We start from the raw sequence: 19,778 nt of genomic DNA, 5'->3' as shown, positions 1-19,778 counted from the left end.
GGGCGGACGGCGCAGGGCGCAGCGCCCGAGGCTGGATCGGCTCAGTGCACCGGCTCCGGTTCGTCCAGGTACATCTGGGTTTCCATCCAGGCATAGGCCGCCTCGGAACCGGGCTGGTTGAACAGCACCATCAGTACCACCCACTTCAGGTCGTCCAGGTCCAGTTCGTCCTGGTCCAGCGCCATCGCCCGATCCAGCACCAGCTCGCGCTGGCCGGCATCCAGCACGCCATGTTGTTCCAGATACAGCAGGAAGCCGCGCGCCTCGATGTCCAGCTTGTCCAGCTCCGACCCGTGCAGCACCCGCACCGGCCCGCTGGGGCGCGCCTGCCCGGGCGCCGGCCGCTGTCGTTCCAGCGCGTCCAGCCAGTCGAAGGCGTTGTGGATTTCGCTGGGCGAGAACCCGGCGGCCGCCAGCTCGTTCATCAGCGAACTGTCGCGCGCAATGAACGCCGTGTCGGACAGCGCCGCGTCGTCGTTGGCGAAGTAGTGCTCGAACAGGTACAGCAGGACGTCCAGGATGCTCTCTTTCATGTCCGTGTGTCCTTGGCTCGTGCCCGTGGGCACCGTGGAAGCGAATCGCTGGTCTCAGACCCCGATCCGACTGTAACGGCCATGTTCGGCCGCGACCCGTCCTTCCAGCTCCAGCGCCAGCAGCATGGACGACACCGCCGCCGCCGTCAATCCACTGCGCTCCAGCAGTTCATCCATACCGGTTGGGTCGTGGCCGAGGGCCTGCCACAACCGGTTGATGTCTGGAAGGTCGGGCAGCCCTGCCGCCTCCCGCTCGGGTTCGACCGGGCAGGACGCCAGTTCTCCGCGCAGCCCCCGCACCAGATCGCGCACCAGCGGTGCCAGCGTCTCGGCCACTTCGGTCGGCGTCTCCACCAGCGCCGCGCCCTCGCGGATCAGCCGGTGGCAGCCGCGCGCCATCGGATTGTGGATGGAGCCGGGCAGCGCGAACACCTCGCGGCCAGCATCGCCGGCCAGCCTGGCGGTGATCAGCGCGCCGGAGCGGATGGCGGCCTCGACCACCACGATGCCCAGGCTGAGCCCCACCAGGATGCGGTTGCGGCTGGGAAAGTGCGTCCGCAGCGGCTGCGTGCCGGGCGGGTGCTCGCTGACCACGGCGCCGGCCTCCGCGATCCGCGCCATCAGCGCGCGGTGGCGGGCGGGATAGGCGATGTCGGGCCCGGTTCCCAGCACCGCGACGGTCATGCCGCCGGCGTCCAGCGTGGCCTGATGGGCGGCGGCATCGATCCCCGCCGCCAGCCCGCTGCCGATGCACAGCCCGGCGCGCGCCAGCGCGGCGGCGAACTGGCCGGCGTTGACGCGGCCGCCGGCGGTGGCGGTGCGGCTGCCGACAATGGCGACCGTGGGCCGCCACAGCAGATCCGCATCACCGGCCACGAACAGCATCGCCGGCGGCGAGGCGATCCGCCGCAGCAGCGGCGGGTAGGCCGCATCGCCCCATCCCAGCAAGTGATGGGTCGGCGCTTCCAGCCAACGCAGGCTGCGGGCCAGCGCAGCCGCATCGGGCCGCAGCAGGGCCGTGCAGGCCACGGCGTCGACCCCGTGGCTGGCCCAATCGCGACGTCCGGCGGCCAACGCTGCGGCGGCCCCGCCGTGGGTATCGAGCAGGCGGCGCAGCGCGGATGCGGCCGCACCGCTGTGCAGCAGACGCAGCAGGGGCTCATGTTCGGCGCAGGCAGACATGCGGCCAGCATCGTCCGCAAACGACAACGGCGCCCTCGGGCGCCGTTGCGGTCTTGCGTCGGGAAACCCCGAAAAATCAGTAGGGCGCGTCCGGATGCTTCAGCTCGTAGCCGACACGGACCGGCTTGACGCTGCTCATCACCAGCGCATAGCTGACATTGTCGAAGGTGCGGAACACCATTGCATGGCCGGCGAACTCGTCGGGCAGGCGCACCTTGTTTTCGAACAGGGTCACGTCGTCGTCGCGATCCAGCCCGGACTTGACCCGGTCGCTGACCGAGTCGCCGCGCCGCCACAGCGAGAACACGGTGCCGTTGTCGATGCCCTCGCGGGCGCCGCCGGAAATCGCGATCACGTCGCGGGTACCGCCGGAGGTCAGCTGGTCGGCGATCGACATCACCGTCAGGCGGCCGTACTTGGCCTGCTGCCTGGGCGGATGCGGGAAGAACTGCAGGTCGTAGGGCTGCGCCTCGACCGGCACCAGCCGGTCGCCGACGCGCACTTCGCGGCCCTCGTTGTCCAGCAGCACGGTGCTGGCCTGGATGCCGCCGACTTCACCGCGGGTCACGGTGCCGGTGGTCTGGGTGACCAGCTCATAGCCCATGAGCTCGGTGTTCTTGCTCGGGAACACCGCATTGCTCCACAGGGTGCCGTCATCCGGGCCGGGGCGGCCGCGGGCATCGAGATCCTGGCTCTGGAACAGGTCGCAGCACAGGCCGGCGCGCTCGACCATGCGATAGCGCTTCTCGGCCCGCACCACCAGGTAGCGCTGGCCGGGGGCGACGCCTTCCAGCCCGCGCACGTAGGCGACATGGCCGCGGACGGCGCGCGTGCGGTTTTCCTCGAGGCCGACCACGTAGGGCAGCTGATCAATGCTGGACACCATGCGGGTATCGCGCAGGAACGGCTCGATCTCTTCCAGCGGCACCGCGTTGAGCGGGCTGGCGGTACGCTCGCCGGCCTGCACCCTGGCCGCCACGCGGTCGAGGTAGGCCAGGCTGATGACATCGCCCGGATAGATCAGGTGCGGATTCTTGATCTGCGGGTTGGCCTGCCAGATCTCCGGCCACAACCACGGCTTCTTGAGGAAGCGCGCGGAAATGTCCCAGAGGGTGTCGCCACGCTTCACCACGTAGCTGTCCGGATGGTCGCCGCGCAGCTCGACCGCCGCGGCATAGCTGGCCACCGTCAACAGCGCGGCCGCAAGCATGGTGCGCAGACCGCGCGGACGCGGCGCACCCGTGCGCGCCAGGTTGGAAACCCGTTCAAGCATGATCGCTATCTCCCCGCTCCGTATGGCGAAAACCCCCTGAAGCCCGACCAATATAGCCCACAACCCGCGGCTGCTGGCAAGCGGCCGTGCAGGTCGGGCGCGATACAATCGCCGCCATCGCAGCCCACCCGGCTGCCGATTCCCGGATTTTCGCCATGGCCCAGCTCCCGATCCTCGAATTCCCCGACCCGCGCCTGCGCACCCAGGCCGTGGCCGTCGACGCCGCCGACGTGGCCACGCCTGCCTTCCAGACCCTGATCGACGACATGTTCCAGACCATGTACGAGGCGCCCGGCATCGGTCTGGCAGCCAGTCAGGTCGACGTGCACAAACGGTTCATGGTGATTGACGTAACCGAGGATCGCAGCCGGCCACTGGTGTTCGTCAATCCGGTCATCACCGCCCGCGACGGCGAACAGGTCTATCAGGAAGGCTGCCTGTCGGTGCCCGGCATCTATGCCGACGTGACCCGCAGCGACACCATCACGGTGGAGGCGCTGGACCGCCACGGCCAGCCGTTCTCGCTGCAGGCCGACGGCGTGCTGGCGGTGTGCATCCAGCACGAGATGGACCACCTGCTGGGCAAGCTGTTCGTCGACTACCTGAGCCCGCTCAAGCGCGAAATGGTGCGCAAGAAGCTGCTGAAGGCCAAGCGGGCCGCCTGAGCCCATGCGCGTCGTCTTTGCCGGCACGCCGGAATTCGCCGTCCCCTGCCTGCGCGCCGCCGCAAGCAAGGCCGAGGTGGTGGCGGTCTATACCCAGCCGGACCGGCCCGCCGGCCGCGGCCGCGGGTTGACGCCTTCGCCGGTGAAGCTGGAAGCGGTGCAGCGCGGCATTCCCGTGCACCAGCCGGAAAACTTCCGCGCGGCGGAAGCGAAGGCCGTGCTGCGCGCACTCAAGCCCGACCTGATGGTGGTGGTGGCCTATGGGCTGATCCTGCCGCAGTCGGTGCTGGACATTCCCGAATATGGCTGCTGGAACGTGCACGCCTCGCTACTGCCGCGTTGGCGCGGCGCCGCGCCGATCCAGCGCGCGATCGAGGCCGGCGACACCCGCACCGGGGTCTGCCTGATGCAGATGGAGAAAGGCCTGGACACCGGCCCGGTGCTGCTGGCGCAAGCGCTGGATATTGGCCCCGAGGAAACCGGCGGCCAGCTGCATGACCGCCTGGCCGAGCTCGGCGCGAAGGTGCTGTCCGATGCGCTGGGGCTGCTGCGCGCCACCATCCAGCTGCCGCCGCACCCGCAACCGGCCGAAGGCGTGACTTACGCGCACAAGCTGGACAAGGCGGAAGCGACACTCGACTGGCCGCAATCGGCAACGGTGCTGGCCAACAAGGTGCGCGCCTTCAATCCGTGGCCGGTGGCGGAAGCGCAGCTGGCCGGGGAGCGCGTGCGCATCCATGCCGCGCGTGCGCTGGACGAAGCACACGACGCCGAACCCGGCAGCGTGCTGCGCGCCGGGCGCGACGGCATCGACATCGCCTGCGGCAGCGGCGTGCTGCGCCTGCAGACCCTGCAGCGCGACGGCGGCAAGCCGATCAGCGCACAGGATTACCGCAACGCCCGCCGCGACGTGTTCGCGTGAGCGACGGCGTCGCCACCCGGGTCGCCGCGGCCCGCACCCTCGACGAGGTGCTGCACCGCGGCCGCTCGCTGAAGGCTGCGCTGGGCGCCACCTTGCCCGGCCTCGACGACCCGCGCGACCGCGCGCTGGTGGAAGCGATGGTGCTGGCCGCGCTGCGCCAGCGGGTGCGCTACAACGCCGCGCTGGACGGCTGGATGCCGCGTCCGCTGGGCCAGCGCGACGGCATCCTGCGCGCGCTGCTGCTGGCCGGCCTTGCGCAGCTGACCCTGGGCCTGCCGGCGCATGCCGTGCTGGCGGCCACGGTGGATGCAGCCCGCGCGCTGGGCCGCGCCCACCAGGCCGGGATGGTCAACGCGCTGCTGCGCCGCGCGACCCGCGAATCCTTGCCGCCGGCCGATCCCGCGCAGGCGTGGCCGCAGTGGCTGGCGCGGCAGGTGCGCGCGGACTGGCCGCAACAGGCCGAGGCGATCTTCGAGGCCAGCGCGCAAATCGCGCCGATGTGGCTGCGCGTCAACCGCCGCTGGATCGGCCGCGACGACTATCTGATTTTGCTGCGCGAAGCCGGCATCGAGGCCGCGTCGGCGCCTTCGCTGGCCGACGCGCTACGGCTGGAATCCGCGTTGCCGGTGCAGCAACTGCCCGGCTTCGACGCCGGGCTGGTATCGGTGCAGGACGGCGCGGCGCAGGCCGTGGCCGATGCGCTGTCGCCCGCCGCAGGGACGCGCGTACTCGACGCCTGCGCCGCCCCCGGCGGCAAGGCCGCGCATCTGGCCGAGCGCGATACCAGCCTGCGCATCACCGCGCTGGACGTGGATGCACGGCGCGCGCGGCGGATGCAGGAGACGTTCGCGCGGCTGCGCCTCGAGAGCATCGACGTGCGCACGGCCGATGCCATGCAGCCCGACGGCTGGTGGGATGGCACGGCCTTCGACGCCATCCTGATCGACGCTCCGTGCAGCGCCACCGGCATCGTGCGCCGCCAGCCCGACGTGCTGCTGCACCGGCGCGAAACCGACATTGCCGCCCTGCGCGGCACCCAGGCGCAGCTGCTCGACGCGCTGTGGCCGCTGCTCGCCCGCGGCGGCGCGCTGGTCTATGCCACCTGCTCGATCCTGCAGGCGGAGAACGCCGCGCAGGCCGAAGCCTTCCTCGCCCGAACAGCCGACGCCACGCTGGCGCCGCTGGACGCGGGGTTCGGCCACGACAGCGGCTTCGGTCGCCAGCGCCTGCCCGGCGAAGCCGGCATGGACGGCTTTTTCTGCGCGCGGCTGCAAAAGTCCTGAGCCTTCGCCACTATCATTCGGCGATGACCCAAACCCGCCGAGAAACCTGGCTGTTCTGGCTGTTCGCGCTGCTGATCCTGGCCACCGGGCTGGGCCTGCGCGATCCGTGGCCCGCCGACGAGCCGCGCTTCGCGCTGGTGGCGAAGCAGATGGTGGAAAGCGGTAACTGGCTGTTCCCGATGCGCGGCAGCGAACTGTATTCGGACAAGCCGCCGCTGTTCATGTGGATGCAGGCCAGCGTGCTGTGGCTGACCGGCAACCTGCGCATCGCCTTCCTGCTGCCGTCGCTGCTGGCCGCACTGGGCACGCTGTGGTGCGTGACCGACCTGGGGGCGCGCCTGTGGACGCGGCGCGTCGGCCTGTACGCGGGCTGGGCCACGCTGCTGACCATCCAGTTCACCTGGCAGGCCAAGAAGGCGCAGATCGACCCAATGGTGGTGTTCTGGATCACGTTGTCCTGCTACGCGCTGCTGCGGCACGTGCTGCACGGTCCGAACTGGCGGCTGTGGGCGCTGGGTTGGGCAGCGGCTGGGCTGGGTACGATCACCAAGGGCGTCGGCGTCATCGCCCTGCTGCTCCTGATTCCCGCTGCCGTCGCCTCGCTGCGCGGCTGGGCCGGGGTGCGCATCCATGCGCGCGATGCGCGCTTCTGGCTCGGCCCGCTGGCCTTCATCGGCGCCTGCGGGGTGTGGCTGGTGCCGATGCTGATCGCCGCGCTGGGCCATGGCGGTGGCGACTATCGCGCCTACGTCGACGACATCCTGCTGCGCCAGACCGTCACCCGCTACGCCAACTCCTGGCACCACGGCCAGCCGTGGTGGTACTTCATCGAAGTGTTGCTGACCGCCTGGCTGCCCACCGCACTGGCGCTGCCGTGGGCGATCCCGGCGTGGCGGCGACGGCTGCGCCGGCGCGATGCGCGCTTCCTGGTCCCGCTGGGCTGGGTGCTGCTGGTGTTCGTGTTCTTCAGCATCCCGTCCGGCAAGCGCGACATGTACATCCTGCCGGCGCTGCCGATGCTGGCGCTGGCGCTGGCGCCGCTGCTGCCTGGCATCCTGCGACGCCCGAATGCACAGCGCCTGCTGCTGGGCTTCGTGCTGGCGTTCTCGCTGGCCGCGCTGGGCGCGGGCCTTGCAATGCTGCTGGGCGAGCCGGGGTTCGAGCGCGGTTTCATGGAAGGCCGCGATGCGCACGTTGCCAGCGGACTGGCGTGGATGTTCGCGGCCATCGGCGGCTTCGGCCTGGGCAGCGCGCTGTGGTTCGGGCGGCGCCGTGCGCACGCCGCGCTGGTGGCGATGCTGACCACGTTGTGGCTGCTGTACTCGCTGGTCGGCGCGCCGCTGCTGAACGACGGCAGCTCCTCGCGCGGGCTGATGCGCGAGGTCGGCGCGGCGATCGGGCCTGACGCCGAACTGGGGCTGGTGGGCTGGCGCGAACAGCAGCTGTTGATGGCCGACCGCCCGGCCGCGGACTTCGGTTTCAAGCGCGATGTCGCCCTGCAGTTCGCCGACGGCGTGCGCTGGCAGCAGGGCCATCCCGAAGCACGCTGGGTGCTGGTGGAGGAAAGCCAGGGCCTGCCCGCCTGCATCGACCGAGCGCGCGCGCGCGACATGGGTGTGGCCAACGGGCGCCGCTGGTGGTTGCTGGATGCAGAGGCCACCCGTGGCTGCCGCTGAATCAGCTGCAGCGCCCTGGCTGGGCCTGCTGGTGCCGGCGCACAACGCCACGCGTTACATCGAAACCTGCCTGCACTCGCTGCTGGAGCAGGCGGCGGGCGATCCCGGCATCGAAGTGCTGGTGCTGGACGATGCGTCCAGCGACGACACCGGCACCATCCTCGCGCGGCTGGCGGCGGTGCATCCCGGCCAGCTGCGGGTGCTGCGGGCGCCGCGCAACGGCGGCATTTCCGCGGCACGCAACAGGCTGCTGGCCGAAGCGACGGCGCGCTACCTGTGGTTCGTCGACGCCGACGACGTGCTGCTGCCCGGCGCGATCGCCGGCCTGCGCGACGTGCTTGATCGGCACGACCCGGACCTGGTGCTGTGCGATTTCCGGTACCTGCGCGAGCGCGGCCTGTCGCGCACCCGCTGCACCTGCCACGCGCCAGCGAACACGCCTTCGGACAGCCGCGCGCGGCTGGTGGCGGCCACGCTTGCGGCCGGGGAACTGCACGTATGGTCGAAGGTCGCGCGGCGCGAGCTCTGGCAGCAGGTGGCATTCCCGGTCGACCGCCACTTCGAGGACATCGCCGGTACCTGCCAGCTGCTGGCACAGGTGCGCCGCTGGGTCCACGTGCACCGTCCGTGGCTTGGCTACCGGCAGCATCCTCACAGCATCATGGCGACGCTGACGCACGCGCGGCTGGACGAATGGATGATGGCACTGGAAGGCATGCAGCCGCTGCTGGCGGATGCCGAAGTCGCGCGCGATCCTGCTGCGGTACAGGCACTGGCGGACTTCCGTCTGCGCAATCTGGCCTCGGCGCTGCGGCGTACTGCGCGCCTGCCGGCTGCAGATCGCGCAACCGCACAGACCACGCTGGCGAAGGCGCGGACGCGACTGTTCCCGCACGGCACCGAACCAGTGCTGCGCGCATGGCTGCGTCGCGGCTGGTGGCTGCGCGCGCTGCGCACCCACCGCGCGCTGCGCGCCGCGTTCGGACGCTAGCCGATGTCGAAGCCCGTTCGCGTCCTCCATTTCGTCACCGGCGGGTTCTCCGGCGGGGCGACGCAGGTCGCGCTGCAGCTGGTCAATGCCGCCCGCGACAGCGCGCGCATCGAGCCGCTGCTGGTGCTGCGGCGCAAGCGGCGCACGCCGCCGGCGCGTATCGCCGAGCTGCGCGAACAGGGCGTGCCGCTGCGGCTGGTGCCGGGCTGGTCACACCTGGCGACGATCATCGCGCTGGTTAAGCTGTGCCGCGAATTCCGCCCGGACGTGCTGGTGGCGCACGGCTTCTCCGAACACCTCTGGGGCCGCTATGCCGGGCTGCTGGCGAAGGTGCCGCACCTTGTCCACGTCGAGCACAACACCCGCGAACGCTACACCCGCTGGCGGCTGGCGCAGACGCGCTGGCTGGCGCGGCGCACCGACCGCATCGTCGGCTGCTCCGAAGGCGTGCGCGCGGCGCTGCTGGCGCTGGGCATGCCGCCCGAGCGCACCATCGCCATTCCCAACGGCATCCGGCTGGATCCGTTCGCTGAAGCCGACGCGCAGCCCTTCGCGGAACGCACGCCCGGCATCGTGATGGTGGCGCGGTTCTCCAAGCAGAAGGACCACGCGACCCTGCTGCGGGCAGTGGCGCTGCTGGGCCAACGCGGCCTGCACGTGCCGCTGCAGCTGCCCGGCGGCGGCAAGGCGCTGCATCGCAAACCGCTGGAGGCGCTGGCCGCGCAGCTGGGCATCGCCGACCGGGTGCAGTTCCCGGGCGTGGTGCGCGACGTGCCGCAGCGGCTGATGACGCACCAGGTCTGCGTGCTCAGCACCCATTACGAAGGCATGCCCTTGGCGCTGCTGGAAGGCATGGCTGCAGGCTGCGCGGTGGTGGGCAGCGCGGTGCCCGGCGTGCGCGAGGTCCTGACTGACGGCGAAGATGGCCTGCTGGTGGCGGAAGGCGACCCGCAGGCGCTGGCGGACGCGCTGGAACGGCTGCTGCGGCATCCGGACGATGCCGCGCGGATGGCGGCGAGGGCGCGGCGCGCGGCGCTGGAACGGCACGACCGCGAACTGATGAACCGGCGCTACGAGGATCTGTTCCTGGCACTGGCGGCTGCAGCGAATCGCACCGCCTGAGCCGTGGCGGCGGAAGGCTTTCCTACAGGCCCCGCGCGCGCCGCTGCTCCCACGCCCAGGCATGCTCCACGATCGCATCCAGCGCCGGGTAGCGCGGCTGCCAACCCAGCGCTGCGCGCGCGGCGCGGGCGTTCGCCACCAGCGACGGCGGGTCGCCGTCGCGGCGCGCGCCCGTCACCACCGGGATCGGATGGCCGGTGACGCGGCGCACCGCTTCGATCACCTCGCGCACCGAATAACCATTGCCGTTGCCGAGGTTGTAGCGCGCGCTGTCGCCGCCGGCGAGCAGCTGCCGCAGCGCCAGCAGATGGGCGTCGGCCAGATCTTCGACGTGGATGTAATCGCGGATGCAGGTGCCATCGGCGGTGGCGTAGTCCTCGCCATGGACGGTGATGTGCGGGCGGCGCCCGGACGCGACCTGCAGGATCAGCGGAATCAGGTGCGTCTCAGGCTCGTGGCATTCGCCCAGCTCGCCTTCGGCATCGGCCCCGGCGGCGTTGAAGTAGCGCAGGCAGACCGACTTCAGCCCGTAGGCGCGATCAAAGTCCTCCAGCATCTGCTCCACGAACCACTTGCTGCGGCCGTAGGGATTGATCGGCGCCTTCGGGTGCGCCTCGTCGATCGGCACGTACTGCGGGTCGCCGAAGATCGCGGCGGTGGATGAGAAGATGAACTTTTCGATGCCGTGCGCGCGCATGCCGTCCAGCAGGGCCTGGGTGGCGGTCACGTTGTTGCGGTAGTACCTGGCCGGATCGGCGACCGACTCGCCGACCTGGATGAAGCTGGCGAAGTGCATCACCGCCGCCGGCCGGACCTCGCCCAGCACCGCATCGACGAAGCCGCCATCGCCAATGTCGCCGACGTGCAGCCGCGCGCCCAGCAATGCCTCGCGATGGCCGGAGGACAGATCGTCGGCGACCACCGCGTGGAAGCCGGCGCGGCGCAGCCGCTTGACCATGTGCGAACCGATGTAACCGGCGCCGCCGACGACGAGGATGGTGTCGGGCATGTCGATGCGGGTTCCTTTGCGAGGTGCGGATTGTCGCCGGCGAGGCCCGGGTCAGCGGTACAGATCCCAGTACGGGTTTTCCTCGCCACTGCCGGGCGGGCGCAGCGTGTAGCGCTTGTAGGTCCACTGGTACTGGGCGAAATCGCGGCGAACCACGCCTTCCACGCTGGCATTGAGCGCGGCAACCGCGCGCTGTGGGTCGGCATCGCCAATCGCCTCCGGCGCGGCCTCGACGTGCAGGGCGAAGCGCGGCGCGCCCGCGCCCGGCAGCCGCTGGCACCAGCACAGCAATACCCGCGCGCCGCTGCGGTTGGCCAGCCGCCCCAGCAGGGTCATGGTCAGCGCCTGCTTGCCGAAGAACGGCGCGAATTCCCCTTCGCCGGCCTTGGGCTGCTGGTCGGGCAGGATGCCGACCACCCCGCCCCTCTGCAGGCGCTTGAGCAGGGTGCGCACGCCGGCCGCCTCGGCGCGGACTTGCTCCACGTCACCGCCTGCATTGGCGCGGACGCGACGCAGGAACGCCTCGCCCACCGCCGATTCCGGCGGCCGGTACAGGATCGCCAGCGGCGTCTTGCTGGCCAGCCACTGGTTCAGCAACTCCCAGTTGCCCATGTGCGGGGCGGCCACGATCAGCCCGACGCCGCTGCGTACGGCTTCGTCGAACAGCGCCTCGCCGCGGACTTCCGCGATGTCGGCCAGATTGCGCGCGGCCGGCCGCGTCCACAGCCGCAGCGTCTCGAAGGTCTGGCGGGCGGTGGTACGGAGGATGTCGCCCAGCAGTGCTTCCCGCGCGTTGGCGTCAAGATCGGCGCGGATCAGTTCCAGATTGCGCCGCGCGACCCGCGCCTCACGCGCATCCAGCGCGAGCCACAGGCGCGCCACGGCATCCGCCAGCATCCGCAGCAGCCACCACGGCAGGCGCGCGATGGCCCAGGCCAGGGCATACAGCAGGGCGGCGGCAAGCTCGGTCATCGGCCTATTGTAGGAGCCGCGCGCGATGTCCATGAAACCGCGGTGCCCACCCTACAATGCGCCCATGCTTGCCCTGATCCAGCGCGTGACCGAAGCGAAGGTGACCGTCGACGACGCCGTGGTCGGGGCGATCGGCGCGGGCCTGCTGGCATTGGTGGCGGTGGAACCGGGCGACACCGAAGCGCAGTTCCGGCGGCTCGCGCAGCGCCTGCTCGGCTACCGAATTTTCAGCGACGATGCCGGCAAGATGAACAGATCTTTGGCGGATATCGGCGGTGAATTGCTGCTGGTCAGCCAGTTCACCCTGGCCGCGGATACCCGCAGCGGCATGCGTCCCAGCTTCACCACCGCGGCCCCGCCTGCGGAAGCTGAACGCGGGTTCGACCGGCTGGTGGCGATCTGCCGGGAACTGCACCCGCGGGGGGTGGAAACCGGGCGTTTCGGTGCCCATATGGTGGTCAGCCTGGTCAACGACGGGCCAGTCACCTTCCTCCTTCGCCCCTGAACCTGCGGCCCTCCGGCGACCGGCGCCACCGCGCACGGTATAATGCTTGGTTCTCTTTCTGCGTCGTCCGCAGATCCCCACGAAACGGTAGCACCCCAATGGCCAACGAACGGCAGACAGCCCCGCAATCCGATATCAAGCTCCTGATCTCCAAGGGTCTGGAGCAAGGCTATCTGACCTACGCCGAGGTCAACGACCACCTGCCCGACGACGTGGTCGATCCGGAGCAGCTGGAAGACATCATCGGCATGATCAACGGCATGGGCATCGAGGTGCATGAAGTTGCACCCGATGTGGAAACCCTGCTGCTGGCCGGCCAGCAGGCCGGTGGCCGCGAAGTCGACGAAACCGCGGCCGAGGAAGCCGCCGCGGCGCTGAGTTCGGTAGATACCGAGGGCGGCCGCACCACCGACCCGGTGCGCATGTACATGCGCGAGATGGGCACGGTGGACCTGCTGACCCGCGAGGGCGAAATCGCCATCGCCAAGCGCATCGAAGAAGGCCTGGCGCAGATGAACGCCGCGCTGGCCAGCTTCCCCTGGTCCGCCCAGATGCTGCTGGAGGATTGGGAGCTGCACAAGGCCGGCAAGAAGCGCCTGGCCGAGATCGTGGTCGGCTTCAACGACGAGGAGCCGGAGCCGGAACCCGCGCCGGCGCCCGTGGCCGCCGATGACGACACCGACACCGAGGCGGACGAGGAAGAGGACGAGGACAGCGGCGAGGCCGATGAGCCGGCGCCGACCGGTCCGGACCCGGCCGAGGTCGCCGCCCGCATGGAGGCGATGGGCGCCGCGTTCGCCCGCTTCGAGAAGGCCTGCGCCAAGGGCGGCCCCGATGCCAAGGCCGCACTGAAGGCGCGCGAAGAAATCGCCGCGATCTTCGTCTCCCTGAAGCTGCCGCTGCCGTTGACCGACGCGCTGGTGAAGAAGCTGCGCGAAGCGATCAACCAGGTGAAGGACCACGAGCGCCGCATCCTCGACCTGTCCACCCGCGTCGCCAAGATGCCGCGCAAGGACTTCATCAAGGCCTGGGACGGCAACCAGACCAACCTCGAATGGGTCGACGAACTGCTCAAGCGCAAGCAGAAGTGGGGCAGCGCCCTGCGCGACGTGCGCGAACAGATCATCGCCGAGCAGGAAGCCACCATCGCGCTGGAGAAGGCGATGCAGGTGACCCTGGCCGACCTCAAGGAAATCAACCGCGCGATGGTCTATGGCGAAACCAAGGCGCGCAAGGCCAAGAAGGAAATGGTCGAGGCCAACCTGCGCCTGGTCATCTCCATCGCCAAGAAGTACACCAACCGCGGCCTGCAGTTCCTCGACCTGATCCAGGAAGGCAACATCGGCCTGATGAAGGCGGTGGACAAGTTCGAGCACCGCCGCGGCTTCAAGTTCTCGACCTACGCGACGTGGTGGATCCGCCAGGCCATCACCCGCTCGATCGCCGACCAGGCGCGCACCATCCGCATCCCGGTGCACATGATCGAGACGATCAACAAGCTCAACCGCATTTCCCGCCAGATGCTCCAGCAGTACGGCCGCGAGGCCACGCCGGAGGAGCTGGCCAAGGAAATGGACATGCCCGAGGACAAGATCCGCAAGGTCATGAAGATCGCCAAGGAACCGATCTCGATGGAGACGCCGATCGGCGACGACGAGGATTCGCACCTCGGCGATTTCATCGAAGACACCAACGTGATGTCCCCGATCGATGCCACCACCGACATCAACCTGATCGAAACCGTGCGCAACGTGCTGGCCGGGTTGACCCCGCGCGAAGCCAAGGTGCTGCGCATGCGTTTCGGCATCGACATGAACACCGACCACACGCTGGAAGAGGTCGGCAAGCAGTTCGACGTCACCCGCGAGCGCATCCGCCAGATCGAAGCCAAGGCGCTGCGCAAGCTGCGCCACCCCAGCCGTTCGGAGACGCTGCGCAGCTTCCTCGACGTGGAGTGATTGCAGCACCGCGCCGCACGGAAACCCGCCGCGCACCGGCGGGTTTTTTGTTGCCTGCGGCTACAATTCCGCCATTGCGGGCCTATAGCTCAATGGTTAGAGCAGAGAACTCATAATTCTTTGGTTCCAGGTTCGAGTCCTGGTGGGCCCATATCAACGCAGGCGGATCGACACCTGCGCATTTCCGTCGAACGCCACCTGCCAGCCCAGGCGCTGGGCCAGCCGGTCGAGCAGGGCGGAGCCGGTGCCGGTGTCCGCGCGCATCGGCGTTGCGGCATCGGCATCGGGGTCTTCCGGCGTCATGCGCAGGACGATTCGGCCCGGTTCCAGCGCCAGCTGCAGGGTCGCGTCGGTGCGCGGCTGCGCCAGTTTTCGCGCCAGCCCGGCGACCAGCAGCACGGCTTCGCGCGGGGCGGTGTGCAGCTCGCCGTCGGCATCGATGCTTGCGGTGATTCCCGGTTTGCCGGCCAGCGCAATCTCGGCGGCATCCCGCAGCAGCTGCGCCGCGGCGGTGGTTTCGAGCTGCAGCGGGCGCCGCCGCGCGGCGGCGAGCATGGCTTCCAGCAGGCGCTGCATCTCGCCGGCGCCGCGCGCCAGGCGCGCGTAGCGGGCGCGCTGCGCGGGCGCTGCGCTGGCATCGTCCAGCAGCACCTCGGCCACGCCCTGGATCACCGCCAGCGGGGTGCGCAGTTCGTGGCTGGCATCGGCCAGGAACGCCTGCTCGTGCGCGTCGGCATCGACCAGCCGCGTCTGGTAGCCGTCGATGGCGCGCGCCAGCCGGCCCAGGTCGTCGTCGCTGACGGCGTCGGCAAGCCGGCTGGGCTGCGGCTGCACCGGCAGTGCGTCCACCCCTTCTGCCAGCGCGCGCACGGGTTTGAGTGCAACTCCCGACAACCACCAACCCAACCAGCCCGCCAGCATCGTGGCGGAAAGCAGCATGGCCGCCACCAGCAGGTGCAGGAGGCGCTCCGTCGCCTCGATGTCGCCCAGGTCGATGACGAACACCAGCCGCCCCGCCGCGGTATCGAACACGCCGACGTGGACGGCCTCGCTGCCCGGGTCTTCGCGCACGCCGGGCGGAAAGCCGGCGTAGTTGCGCGGCAGAGTGGGATCGTCGAGGCGGTAGCCGCGCAGGCGCTGGGTGCGCGGCAGCTGCGCCGGCATATGGTTGGCCAGGCGCAGGCCGTAATCCTCCGCCTGTCCCTGCAGGATTTCGTTGGCCACCACGTATTCGTAGCGCTCGGCGACCGCCAGCAGGGTGACCGCGGCCAGGGCGCCAAGCAGCAACCCCAGCAGGGTCGCCAGCAAGGTGAAGCGCTGCCGCAGCGACAGCGGCCGGCGCGGAAGCGCTGCGCTCATGCCGGCGCCACGATGCGATAGCCGACGCCGCGCACCGACTGCAGCAGCGGCTGCGCGAACGGCCGGTCGATCAGCGCGCGCAGCTCGTACACCTGCGTCTGCAGCGCGGCCGTGTCGGCGCCGCCCGCGCCCCATGCGCTTTCGATCAGGCGCGCGTGCGGCACGATCCGCGGCGCCTCGCGCAACAGCGCGTCCAGCAGCGCGCCCTGCAGGCGGGTCAGGGCGATGTCGCGGCCGTCGCGGCGTGCAGTCAGGGTGCGTGGGTCGTAGGCCAGTGCAGCGTACGCAACTTCGCCCGCGGCCGGCCGGCCGCGCCGCTGCAGCGCGCGGATGCGCGCCTCCAGTTCCGCCATCGCGAACGGCTTGACCAGATAGTCGTCCGCGCCTTCGGCGAAACCTCGCAGCTTGTCGTCCAGGGTGTCGCGCGCGGTCAGCATCAGCACCGGCACGCCGTGTCCAGCCTCGCGCAGGCGGCGGCACAGCTCCAACCCGTCCATGCGCGGCAGGCCGACGTCCAGCACGATGGCGTCGAAGTCGCCGCGCAGCGCCCGCGCCAGACCCGACACGCCATCGGCGCAGTGGTCCATCTCATGGCCGCGCCGTTCGAGGAAGTCCCAGATGTTGGCGGCGATGTCGTGCTGGTCTTCGATCAGCAGGACGCGCAGGCCAGCGGCAGGCACGCCGGGCGGGGCGGGATTGGGCATGGCGATAGCCTGCCACCGCTGCTCGGCAGAGTGTTAACCGGCGGCTGAGATTCGGCTGAGACGCGCTTACCCGAGCCGCCACAGGCTGCACGGATGACCCAAGTCCCCGCTGCCCGCTTCGACCGTTTCCGCCCGCTGCGCTGGCTGGTGGCCTGCTTCCTCGTCATCTCCGCGTTGACCCGGCTGGCGCTGCTGGTGGCCACCGGCAGCGGCGTGCCGGCGGCGCCCGGCCCGTGGCTGTACGCGTTCGGCGTCGGCCTGGGCTACGACCTGCTGGCGGCGCTGTACTTCGCCTGGCCGCTGGTGCTGCTGCTTTGGCTGCTGCCCGCCGGCTGGCTGCTGCGCCGGCGCGGGCGGCTGGCGGTCGGCGGACTGTGCCTGCTGCTGCTGTTCGTGCTGCTGTTCGTGGCGGTGGCCGAATGGACGTTCTGGGACGAATTCCAGGCGCGCTTCAACTTCATCGCGGTGGACTACCTCGTCTACACCACCGAGGTGATCGGCAATATCCGCCAGTCCTACCCGGTGGGGCTGATCCTGTCCGCGGTCGCGGCGCTGGCGCTGGGCGGCTTCTTCGCCACCCGCCGCTGGCGGCGCGTACGGCGCGACGAGGCCGGCTTCGCCGCGCGCACCGTGGTGGTGGCGTGCTGGCTGGCGGCCAGCGCATTGGGCACCTGGCTGGTCAGCGGCGAGATGAAGGACCGCAGCGACAACGCCTACGTCAACGAGCTGGCCGGCAACGGCATCTACCAGTTCTTCTCCGCCTACCGCAGCGCTTCGCTCGACTACGCGCGCTATTACCGCACCGTGCCGATCGACGAGGCCTGGGCGCAGGTGCGCGCGCAGGTAGCGACACCGGACGCCACCTTCTTCGGCCCCGCCGGCATTGCCCGCCACATCCACAACGCCGCGCCGGAGCAGCGCATGAACGTGGTGCTGATCAGCGTGGAAAGCCTGTCCGCCGACTTCTCCGGCACCTACGGCCGCAAGGACTCGCTGACCCCCCGACTGGACGCGCTGACCAGGGACAGCCTGCTGTTCGCCGACCTGTGGGCCACCGGCACACGCACCGTGCGCGGACTGGAAGCGCTGTCGCTGTCGGTACCGCCCACGCCCGGCGAATCCATCGTCCGCCGCGAGCACAACGAGGGCCTGGCCACGCTGGGCGAAGTGTTCCGCGGCAAGGACTACCACGCCATGTTCCTGTACGGCGGTTACGGCGCGTTTGACGACATGAACCGCTTCTTCAGCCACAACGGCTACGACGTCCACGACCGCACCGACATCCCCGACCAGGAGATCCACCACGAGAACGTCTGGGGCGTGGCCGACGAAGACCTCTACAGCATGGCGATGAAGCATTTCGATACCGATTTCAAAGCCGGCAAGCCGTTCTTCGCCCACCTGATGACCACCTCCAACCACCGCCCCTACACCTTCCCGGCCGGTCGCGGGCCGTGGCCGCAGGGCAAGCGCGAGAGCGCCGTGGCCTACACCGACTGGGCGATCGGTGATTTCCTGCGCCGCGCCAGCAGCAAGCCCTGGTACCGCAACACCCTGTTCGTGATCACCGCCGACCACTGCGCCTCCAGCGCCGGCATCGCCGCACTGCCGGCGTTCCGCTACCGCATCCCGCTGTGGATCTACGCGCCCGGCGGGCAGGTCGCGCCGGGCCGCGTGGAGCGCCGGGTCAGCCAGATCGACATCGCGCCGACCGTGCTGGGGATGCTGGGCATGGACTACGACAGCCGCTTCTACGGCGTGGACGTGTTTCAGCAACCCTCCGGTCGCGCGCGCGCCTTCATCGGCACCTACCAGCTGCTGGGCTACCTGCGCGACGACAAGCTGGTGCAGCTCTCTCCGCATCGCAAGGTGGACACGTTGCGCCCGGCCTACGCCCGCGACGTGGCGCAGCCCGAACTGGCGGAGGATCCGGCACTGACCCTGCAGGCAATCAGCGCCTACCAGACCGCGACCACCGCGTTCGCCGACGGCTCGATGACGCAGGCCGCGCTGGAGCGCGAAGCGCGCGCGGCTGCGGCGACAGGCGCGGGCTCGCGCTGACGCCATGGCGCGATGACTTCCGGCGCTGGCGACGCCCAGTCGCCCGTCGCATCCTGCGCGTATCCCGCCGAGGTCTTCTCGATGCGCATTCTGTTCGCCCTGTTGCTGTCCTGCTGCCTGCCGCTGGCCCATGCTGGCGAACCTGCGCCCGCCGAGGTCGCGGTGCTGGTCACCCTGCACCAGCTGCACGCACAGGTGCCCGCCTACGACGACGCGGCGCTGAAGCGCAGCATCGAGCGGCTGGCGCCGGACGTGCTGTGCATCGAGGTAAGCCCGTCCCGCTACACCGCGCGCGGACCGGAGGCCAACAAGGTCGAATACCCGGCGGTGGTGTATCCGCTGATCGATGCCCGCGGTTACCGGGTGTACCCGATGGAACCGGCAGCGCCGCGCGACGCGGAGATCCTGCAGCCCTACCTTGCCGCCAGCCGCACGTTCGCCGAGCAACAGCCCGCCGCGTCGCAGGCGTTCCAGGCGCAGGCCAGCGCGCTGTACGACACCCTGCGCCTGTACTGGAGCTCGCCCGCACGGGTGAACGACGCCGTCACCGACGCGCAGATGCAGGCCAAGCACGCCCTGCAGGCTGCGCTGGTCGGCGAGGACGAGCGGGCCGGCTGGGAGGCGTGGAACGGCGAGTTCCTGGCCACCATTATCCGCGCCGCGCGGGAGCACCCGGGCAAGCGCATCGTGGTGCTGGTCGGCGCCGAACACGGCTACTGGCTGCGCGCGGCGCTGGCGCGCACGCCCGGCCTGCGCCCGCTGGACACCGCGTCGCTGCTGGCCGCGACCGGCGACTGAGCAACCCCCGGCATAATGCGCGCCGACCTTACGCTGGAGCCGCGCATGCTGCTGGACACCGTCGAACACGAAACCGGCCCCAACCCGCAGTGGGGCGTGCTGTGGCTGCACGGCCTCGGCGCGGACGGCAACGACTTCGCGCCGATCGTGCCGGAGCTGGTGCGGCGGGACTGGCCGGCGCTGCGCTTCGTGTTCCCGCATGCGCCGGTGCGCGCGGTCACCATCAACGGCGGTGCGCGGATGCGTGCGTGGTACGACATCCGCGACTTCGACCTGGCCAACCGCGCCGACCTGGAAGGCGTGGACGAATCGGTGGCGCAGGTGGACGCGCTGATCGCGCGCGAGGCCGCGCGCGGCATCCCGCCGCAGCGGCTGCTGCTGGCCGGCTTCTCGCAAGGGGGCGCGATCACCCTGGCAGCGGGATTGGCGCGTGCGCAGCCACTGGCCGGGCTGATCGCCCTGTCCACCTACCTGCCGATGCCGCTGGCGCTGGCGCAGCAGCGGCTGCAGCCGCAGGCCGCGACGCAGCCGCTGTTCATGGCCCACGGCAGCTTGGATCCGGTGGTGCCGGTGGCGGCCGGCGAAGCGGGAATGCAGGCGCTGCGCGGCTTCGGCTTCGACCCGCAGTGGCAGCGCTATCCGATGCAGCACCAGGTCTGCGCCGAGGAGATCGCCGACCTGGCCGACTGGATGGGCGCGCGCCTGGCCGCCGGCTGAGGTGACGCGCGCCGCTTGCCGCGGCTACCATCGCCGCCAGGGCCGGGC

The 19,778-nt window shown here is 70.3% G+C and carries 18 protein-coding genes and 1 tRNA gene; 12 read left to right on the top strand and 7 right to left on the bottom strand.

What is annotated here, in order from left to right; all coding sequences use genetic code 11:
* Positions 1 to 41: 41 nt before the first annotated feature.
* The 3 genes from G582_RS0103335 to G582_RS0103325 all read right to left on the bottom strand — a co-directional run bounded on the left by G582_RS0103335 (position 42) and on the right by G582_RS0103325 (position 2,925).
* On the bottom strand, positions 42 to 533 hold the full coding sequence (locus G582_RS0103335; protein WP_028838624.1) for a DUF494 family protein: 492 nt from the start codon (positions 531 to 533) through the stop codon (positions 42 to 44).
* A gap of 54 nt (positions 534 to 587) precedes the next feature.
* A complete protein-coding gene (gene dprA / locus G582_RS0103330; RefSeq protein ID WP_028838623.1) occupies positions 588 to 1,715 on the bottom strand; it encodes a DNA-processing protein DprA in 1,128 nt (375 codons plus the stop codon).
* Between the two features lie 76 nt (positions 1,716 to 1,791).
* A complete protein-coding gene (locus G582_RS0103325) occupies positions 1,792 to 2,925 on the bottom strand; it encodes a LysM peptidoglycan-binding domain-containing protein (RefSeq protein WP_038052694.1) in 1,134 nt (377 codons plus the stop codon).
* 218 nt (positions 2,926 to 3,143) lie between these two features.
* Here G582_RS0103325 and def point away from each other — a divergent pair, with 218 nt between their 5' ends.
* The 6 genes from def to G582_RS0103295 are packed head-to-tail and all read left to right on the top strand — an operon-like array spanning position 3,144 to position 9,647.
* Positions 3,144 to 3,653: a peptide deformylase gene (gene def, locus G582_RS0103320; protein ID WP_028838621.1), complete on the top strand. Its 510-nt coding sequence runs from the start codon at positions 3,144 to 3,146 to the stop codon at positions 3,651 to 3,653.
* Positions 3,654 to 3,657: 4 nt separating this feature from the next.
* Positions 3,658 to 4,575 carry a methionyl-tRNA formyltransferase gene (fmt, locus tag G582_RS0103315; RefSeq protein WP_028838620.1) on the top strand — a complete coding sequence of 306 codons (918 nt, stop codon included), beginning with the start codon at positions 3,658 to 3,660 and terminating at the stop codon, positions 4,573 to 4,575.
* Complete coding sequence (gene rsmB, locus G582_RS0103310; protein ID WP_028838619.1) at positions 4,572 to 5,858, top strand: 16S rRNA (cytosine(967)-C(5))-methyltransferase RsmB; 1,287 nt, start codon at positions 4,572 to 4,574, stop codon at positions 5,856 to 5,858. Before fmt ends, rsmB begins: the two co-directional genes overlap by 4 nt.
* A gap of 23 nt (positions 5,859 to 5,881) precedes the next feature.
* Positions 5,882 to 7,534: an ArnT family glycosyltransferase gene (locus tag G582_RS15275; protein WP_051246573.1), complete on the top strand. Its 1,653-nt coding sequence runs from the start codon at positions 5,882 to 5,884 to the stop codon at positions 7,532 to 7,534.
* On the top strand, positions 7,521 to 8,525 hold the full coding sequence (locus G582_RS0103300; RefSeq protein ID WP_038052646.1) for a glycosyltransferase family 2 protein: 1,005 nt from the start codon (positions 7,521 to 7,523) through the stop codon (positions 8,523 to 8,525). Before G582_RS15275 ends, G582_RS0103300 begins: the two co-directional genes overlap by 14 nt.
* Positions 8,526 to 8,528: 3 nt before the next feature.
* Positions 8,529 to 9,647 carry a glycosyltransferase gene (locus G582_RS0103295; protein WP_028838617.1) on the top strand — a complete coding sequence of 373 codons (1,119 nt, stop codon included), beginning with the start codon at positions 8,529 to 8,531 and terminating at the stop codon, positions 9,645 to 9,647.
* 22 nt (positions 9,648 to 9,669) lie between these two features.
* Here G582_RS0103295 and galE read toward each other — a convergent pair whose 3' ends face one another.
* Entirely contained in the window at positions 9,670 to 10,656 is a 987-nt protein-coding gene (gene galE, locus G582_RS0103290; RefSeq protein WP_028838616.1) for a UDP-glucose 4-epimerase GalE, read from the bottom strand.
* A gap of 51 nt (positions 10,657 to 10,707) precedes the next feature.
* Positions 10,708 to 11,661: a lauroyl acyltransferase gene (locus tag G582_RS0103285; RefSeq protein ID WP_248642661.1), complete on the bottom strand. Its 954-nt coding sequence runs from the start codon at positions 11,659 to 11,661 to the stop codon at positions 10,708 to 10,710.
* A gap of 31 nt (positions 11,662 to 11,692) precedes the next feature.
* On the opposite strand from G582_RS0103285, the gene dtd reads away from it, so the two are divergent.
* From dtd to G582_RS0103270, 3 genes are all read left to right on the top strand, one after another.
* On the top strand, positions 11,693 to 12,133 hold the full coding sequence (gene dtd, locus G582_RS0103280) for a D-aminoacyl-tRNA deacylase (RefSeq protein ID WP_028838614.1): 441 nt from the start codon (positions 11,693 to 11,695) through the stop codon (positions 12,131 to 12,133).
* 98 nt (positions 12,134 to 12,231) lie between these two features.
* Positions 12,232 to 14,091 (top strand): RNA polymerase sigma factor RpoD, encoded by a 1,860-nt coding sequence (gene rpoD / locus G582_RS0103275; protein WP_028838613.1) that lies wholly within the window; start codon positions 12,232 to 12,234, stop codon positions 14,089 to 14,091.
* 78 nt (positions 14,092 to 14,169) lie between these two features.
* A tRNA-Ile gene (locus tag G582_RS0103270) sits at positions 14,170 to 14,242 on the top strand.
* 2 nt (positions 14,243 to 14,244) lie between these two features.
* On the opposite strand, the gene G582_RS0103265 is transcribed toward G582_RS0103270, so the two are convergent.
* Together G582_RS0103265 and G582_RS0103260 are read right to left on the bottom strand one after the other, a co-directional pair.
* Entirely contained in the window at positions 14,245 to 15,450 is a 1,206-nt protein-coding gene (locus G582_RS0103265; RefSeq protein WP_028838612.1) for a sensor histidine kinase, read from the bottom strand.
* Complete coding sequence (locus tag G582_RS0103260; protein WP_425472143.1) at positions 15,447 to 16,154, bottom strand: response regulator transcription factor; 708 nt, start codon at positions 16,152 to 16,154, stop codon at positions 15,447 to 15,449. Before G582_RS0103260 ends, G582_RS0103265 begins: the two co-directional genes overlap by 4 nt.
* 93 nt (positions 16,155 to 16,247) lie before the next feature.
* On the opposite strand from G582_RS0103260, the gene G582_RS15270 reads away from it, so the two are divergent.
* From G582_RS15270 to G582_RS0103245, 3 genes are read left to right on the top strand one after another with little or no spacing between them, the layout of a single operon-like run.
* Positions 16,248 to 18,215 carry an LTA synthase family protein gene (locus tag G582_RS15270; protein WP_083960920.1) on the top strand — a complete coding sequence of 656 codons (1,968 nt, stop codon included), beginning with the start codon at positions 16,248 to 16,250 and terminating at the stop codon, positions 18,213 to 18,215.
* Between the two features lie 12 nt (positions 18,216 to 18,227).
* Complete coding sequence (locus G582_RS0103250; RefSeq protein ID WP_028838610.1) at positions 18,228 to 19,013, top strand: hypothetical protein; 786 nt, start codon at positions 18,228 to 18,230, stop codon at positions 19,011 to 19,013.
* A gap of 45 nt (positions 19,014 to 19,058) precedes the next feature.
* Entirely contained in the window at positions 19,059 to 19,730 is a 672-nt protein-coding gene (locus G582_RS0103245) for an alpha/beta hydrolase (RefSeq protein ID WP_028838609.1), read from the top strand.
* Positions 19,731 to 19,778 lie beyond the last annotated feature (48 nt).

Source organism: Thermomonas fusca DSM 15424 (assembly GCF_000423885.1).
Taxonomy (GTDB): Bacteria; Pseudomonadota; Gammaproteobacteria; order Xanthomonadales; family Xanthomonadaceae; genus Thermomonas; species Thermomonas fusca.
Note: the sequence above shows the minus strand (reverse complement) of the source record. Positions and strands in the feature narration are given on the sequence as shown.

Excerpts from the sequence above, each read along its gene's own strand:
- G582_RS0103335 (WP_028838624.1), bottom strand. The coding sequence starts at position 533 with ATGAAAGAGAGCATCCTGGACGTCCTGCTGTACCTGTTCGAGCACTAC.
- dprA (WP_028838623.1), bottom strand. The coding sequence starts at position 1,715 with ATGTCTGCCTGCGCCGAACATGAGCCCCTGCTGCGTCTGCTGCACAGC.
- G582_RS0103325 (WP_038052694.1), bottom strand. The coding sequence starts at position 2,925 with ATGCTTGCGGCCGCGCTGTTGACGGTGGCCAGCTATGCCGCGGCGGTC.
- def (WP_028838621.1), top strand. The coding sequence starts at position 3,144 with ATGGCCCAGCTCCCGATCCTCGAATTCCCCGACCCGCGCCTGCGCACC.
- fmt (WP_028838620.1), top strand. The coding sequence starts at position 3,658 with ATGCGCGTCGTCTTTGCCGGCACGCCGGAATTCGCCGTCCCCTGCCTG.
- G582_RS15275 (WP_051246573.1), top strand. The coding sequence starts at position 5,882 with ATGACCCAAACCCGCCGAGAAACCTGGCTGTTCTGGCTGTTCGCGCTG.
- G582_RS0103295 (WP_028838617.1), top strand. The coding sequence starts at position 8,529 with ATGTCGAAGCCCGTTCGCGTCCTCCATTTCGTCACCGGCGGGTTCTCC.
- galE (WP_028838616.1), bottom strand. The coding sequence starts at position 10,656 with ATGCCCGACACCATCCTCGTCGTCGGCGGCGCCGGTTACATCGGTTCG.
- G582_RS0103285 (WP_248642661.1), bottom strand. The coding sequence starts at position 11,661 with ATGGACATCGCGCGCGGCTCCTACAATAGGCCGATGACCGAGCTTGCC.
- dtd (WP_028838614.1), top strand. The coding sequence starts at position 11,693 with ATGCTTGCCCTGATCCAGCGCGTGACCGAAGCGAAGGTGACCGTCGAC.
- rpoD (WP_028838613.1), top strand. The coding sequence starts at position 12,232 with ATGGCCAACGAACGGCAGACAGCCCCGCAATCCGATATCAAGCTCCTG.
- G582_RS0103265 (WP_028838612.1), bottom strand. The coding sequence starts at position 15,450 with ATGAGCGCAGCGCTTCCGCGCCGGCCGCTGTCGCTGCGGCAGCGCTTC.
- G582_RS0103260 (WP_425472143.1), bottom strand. The coding sequence starts at position 16,154 with ATGCCCAATCCCGCCCCGCCCGGCGTGCCTGCCGCTGGCCTGCGCGTC.
- G582_RS15270 (WP_083960920.1), top strand. The coding sequence starts at position 16,248 with ATGACCCAAGTCCCCGCTGCCCGCTTCGACCGTTTCCGCCCGCTGCGC.
- G582_RS0103250 (WP_028838610.1), top strand. The coding sequence starts at position 18,228 with ATGACTTCCGGCGCTGGCGACGCCCAGTCGCCCGTCGCATCCTGCGCG.
- G582_RS0103245 (WP_028838609.1), top strand. The coding sequence starts at position 19,059 with ATGCTGCTGGACACCGTCGAACACGAAACCGGCCCCAACCCGCAGTGG.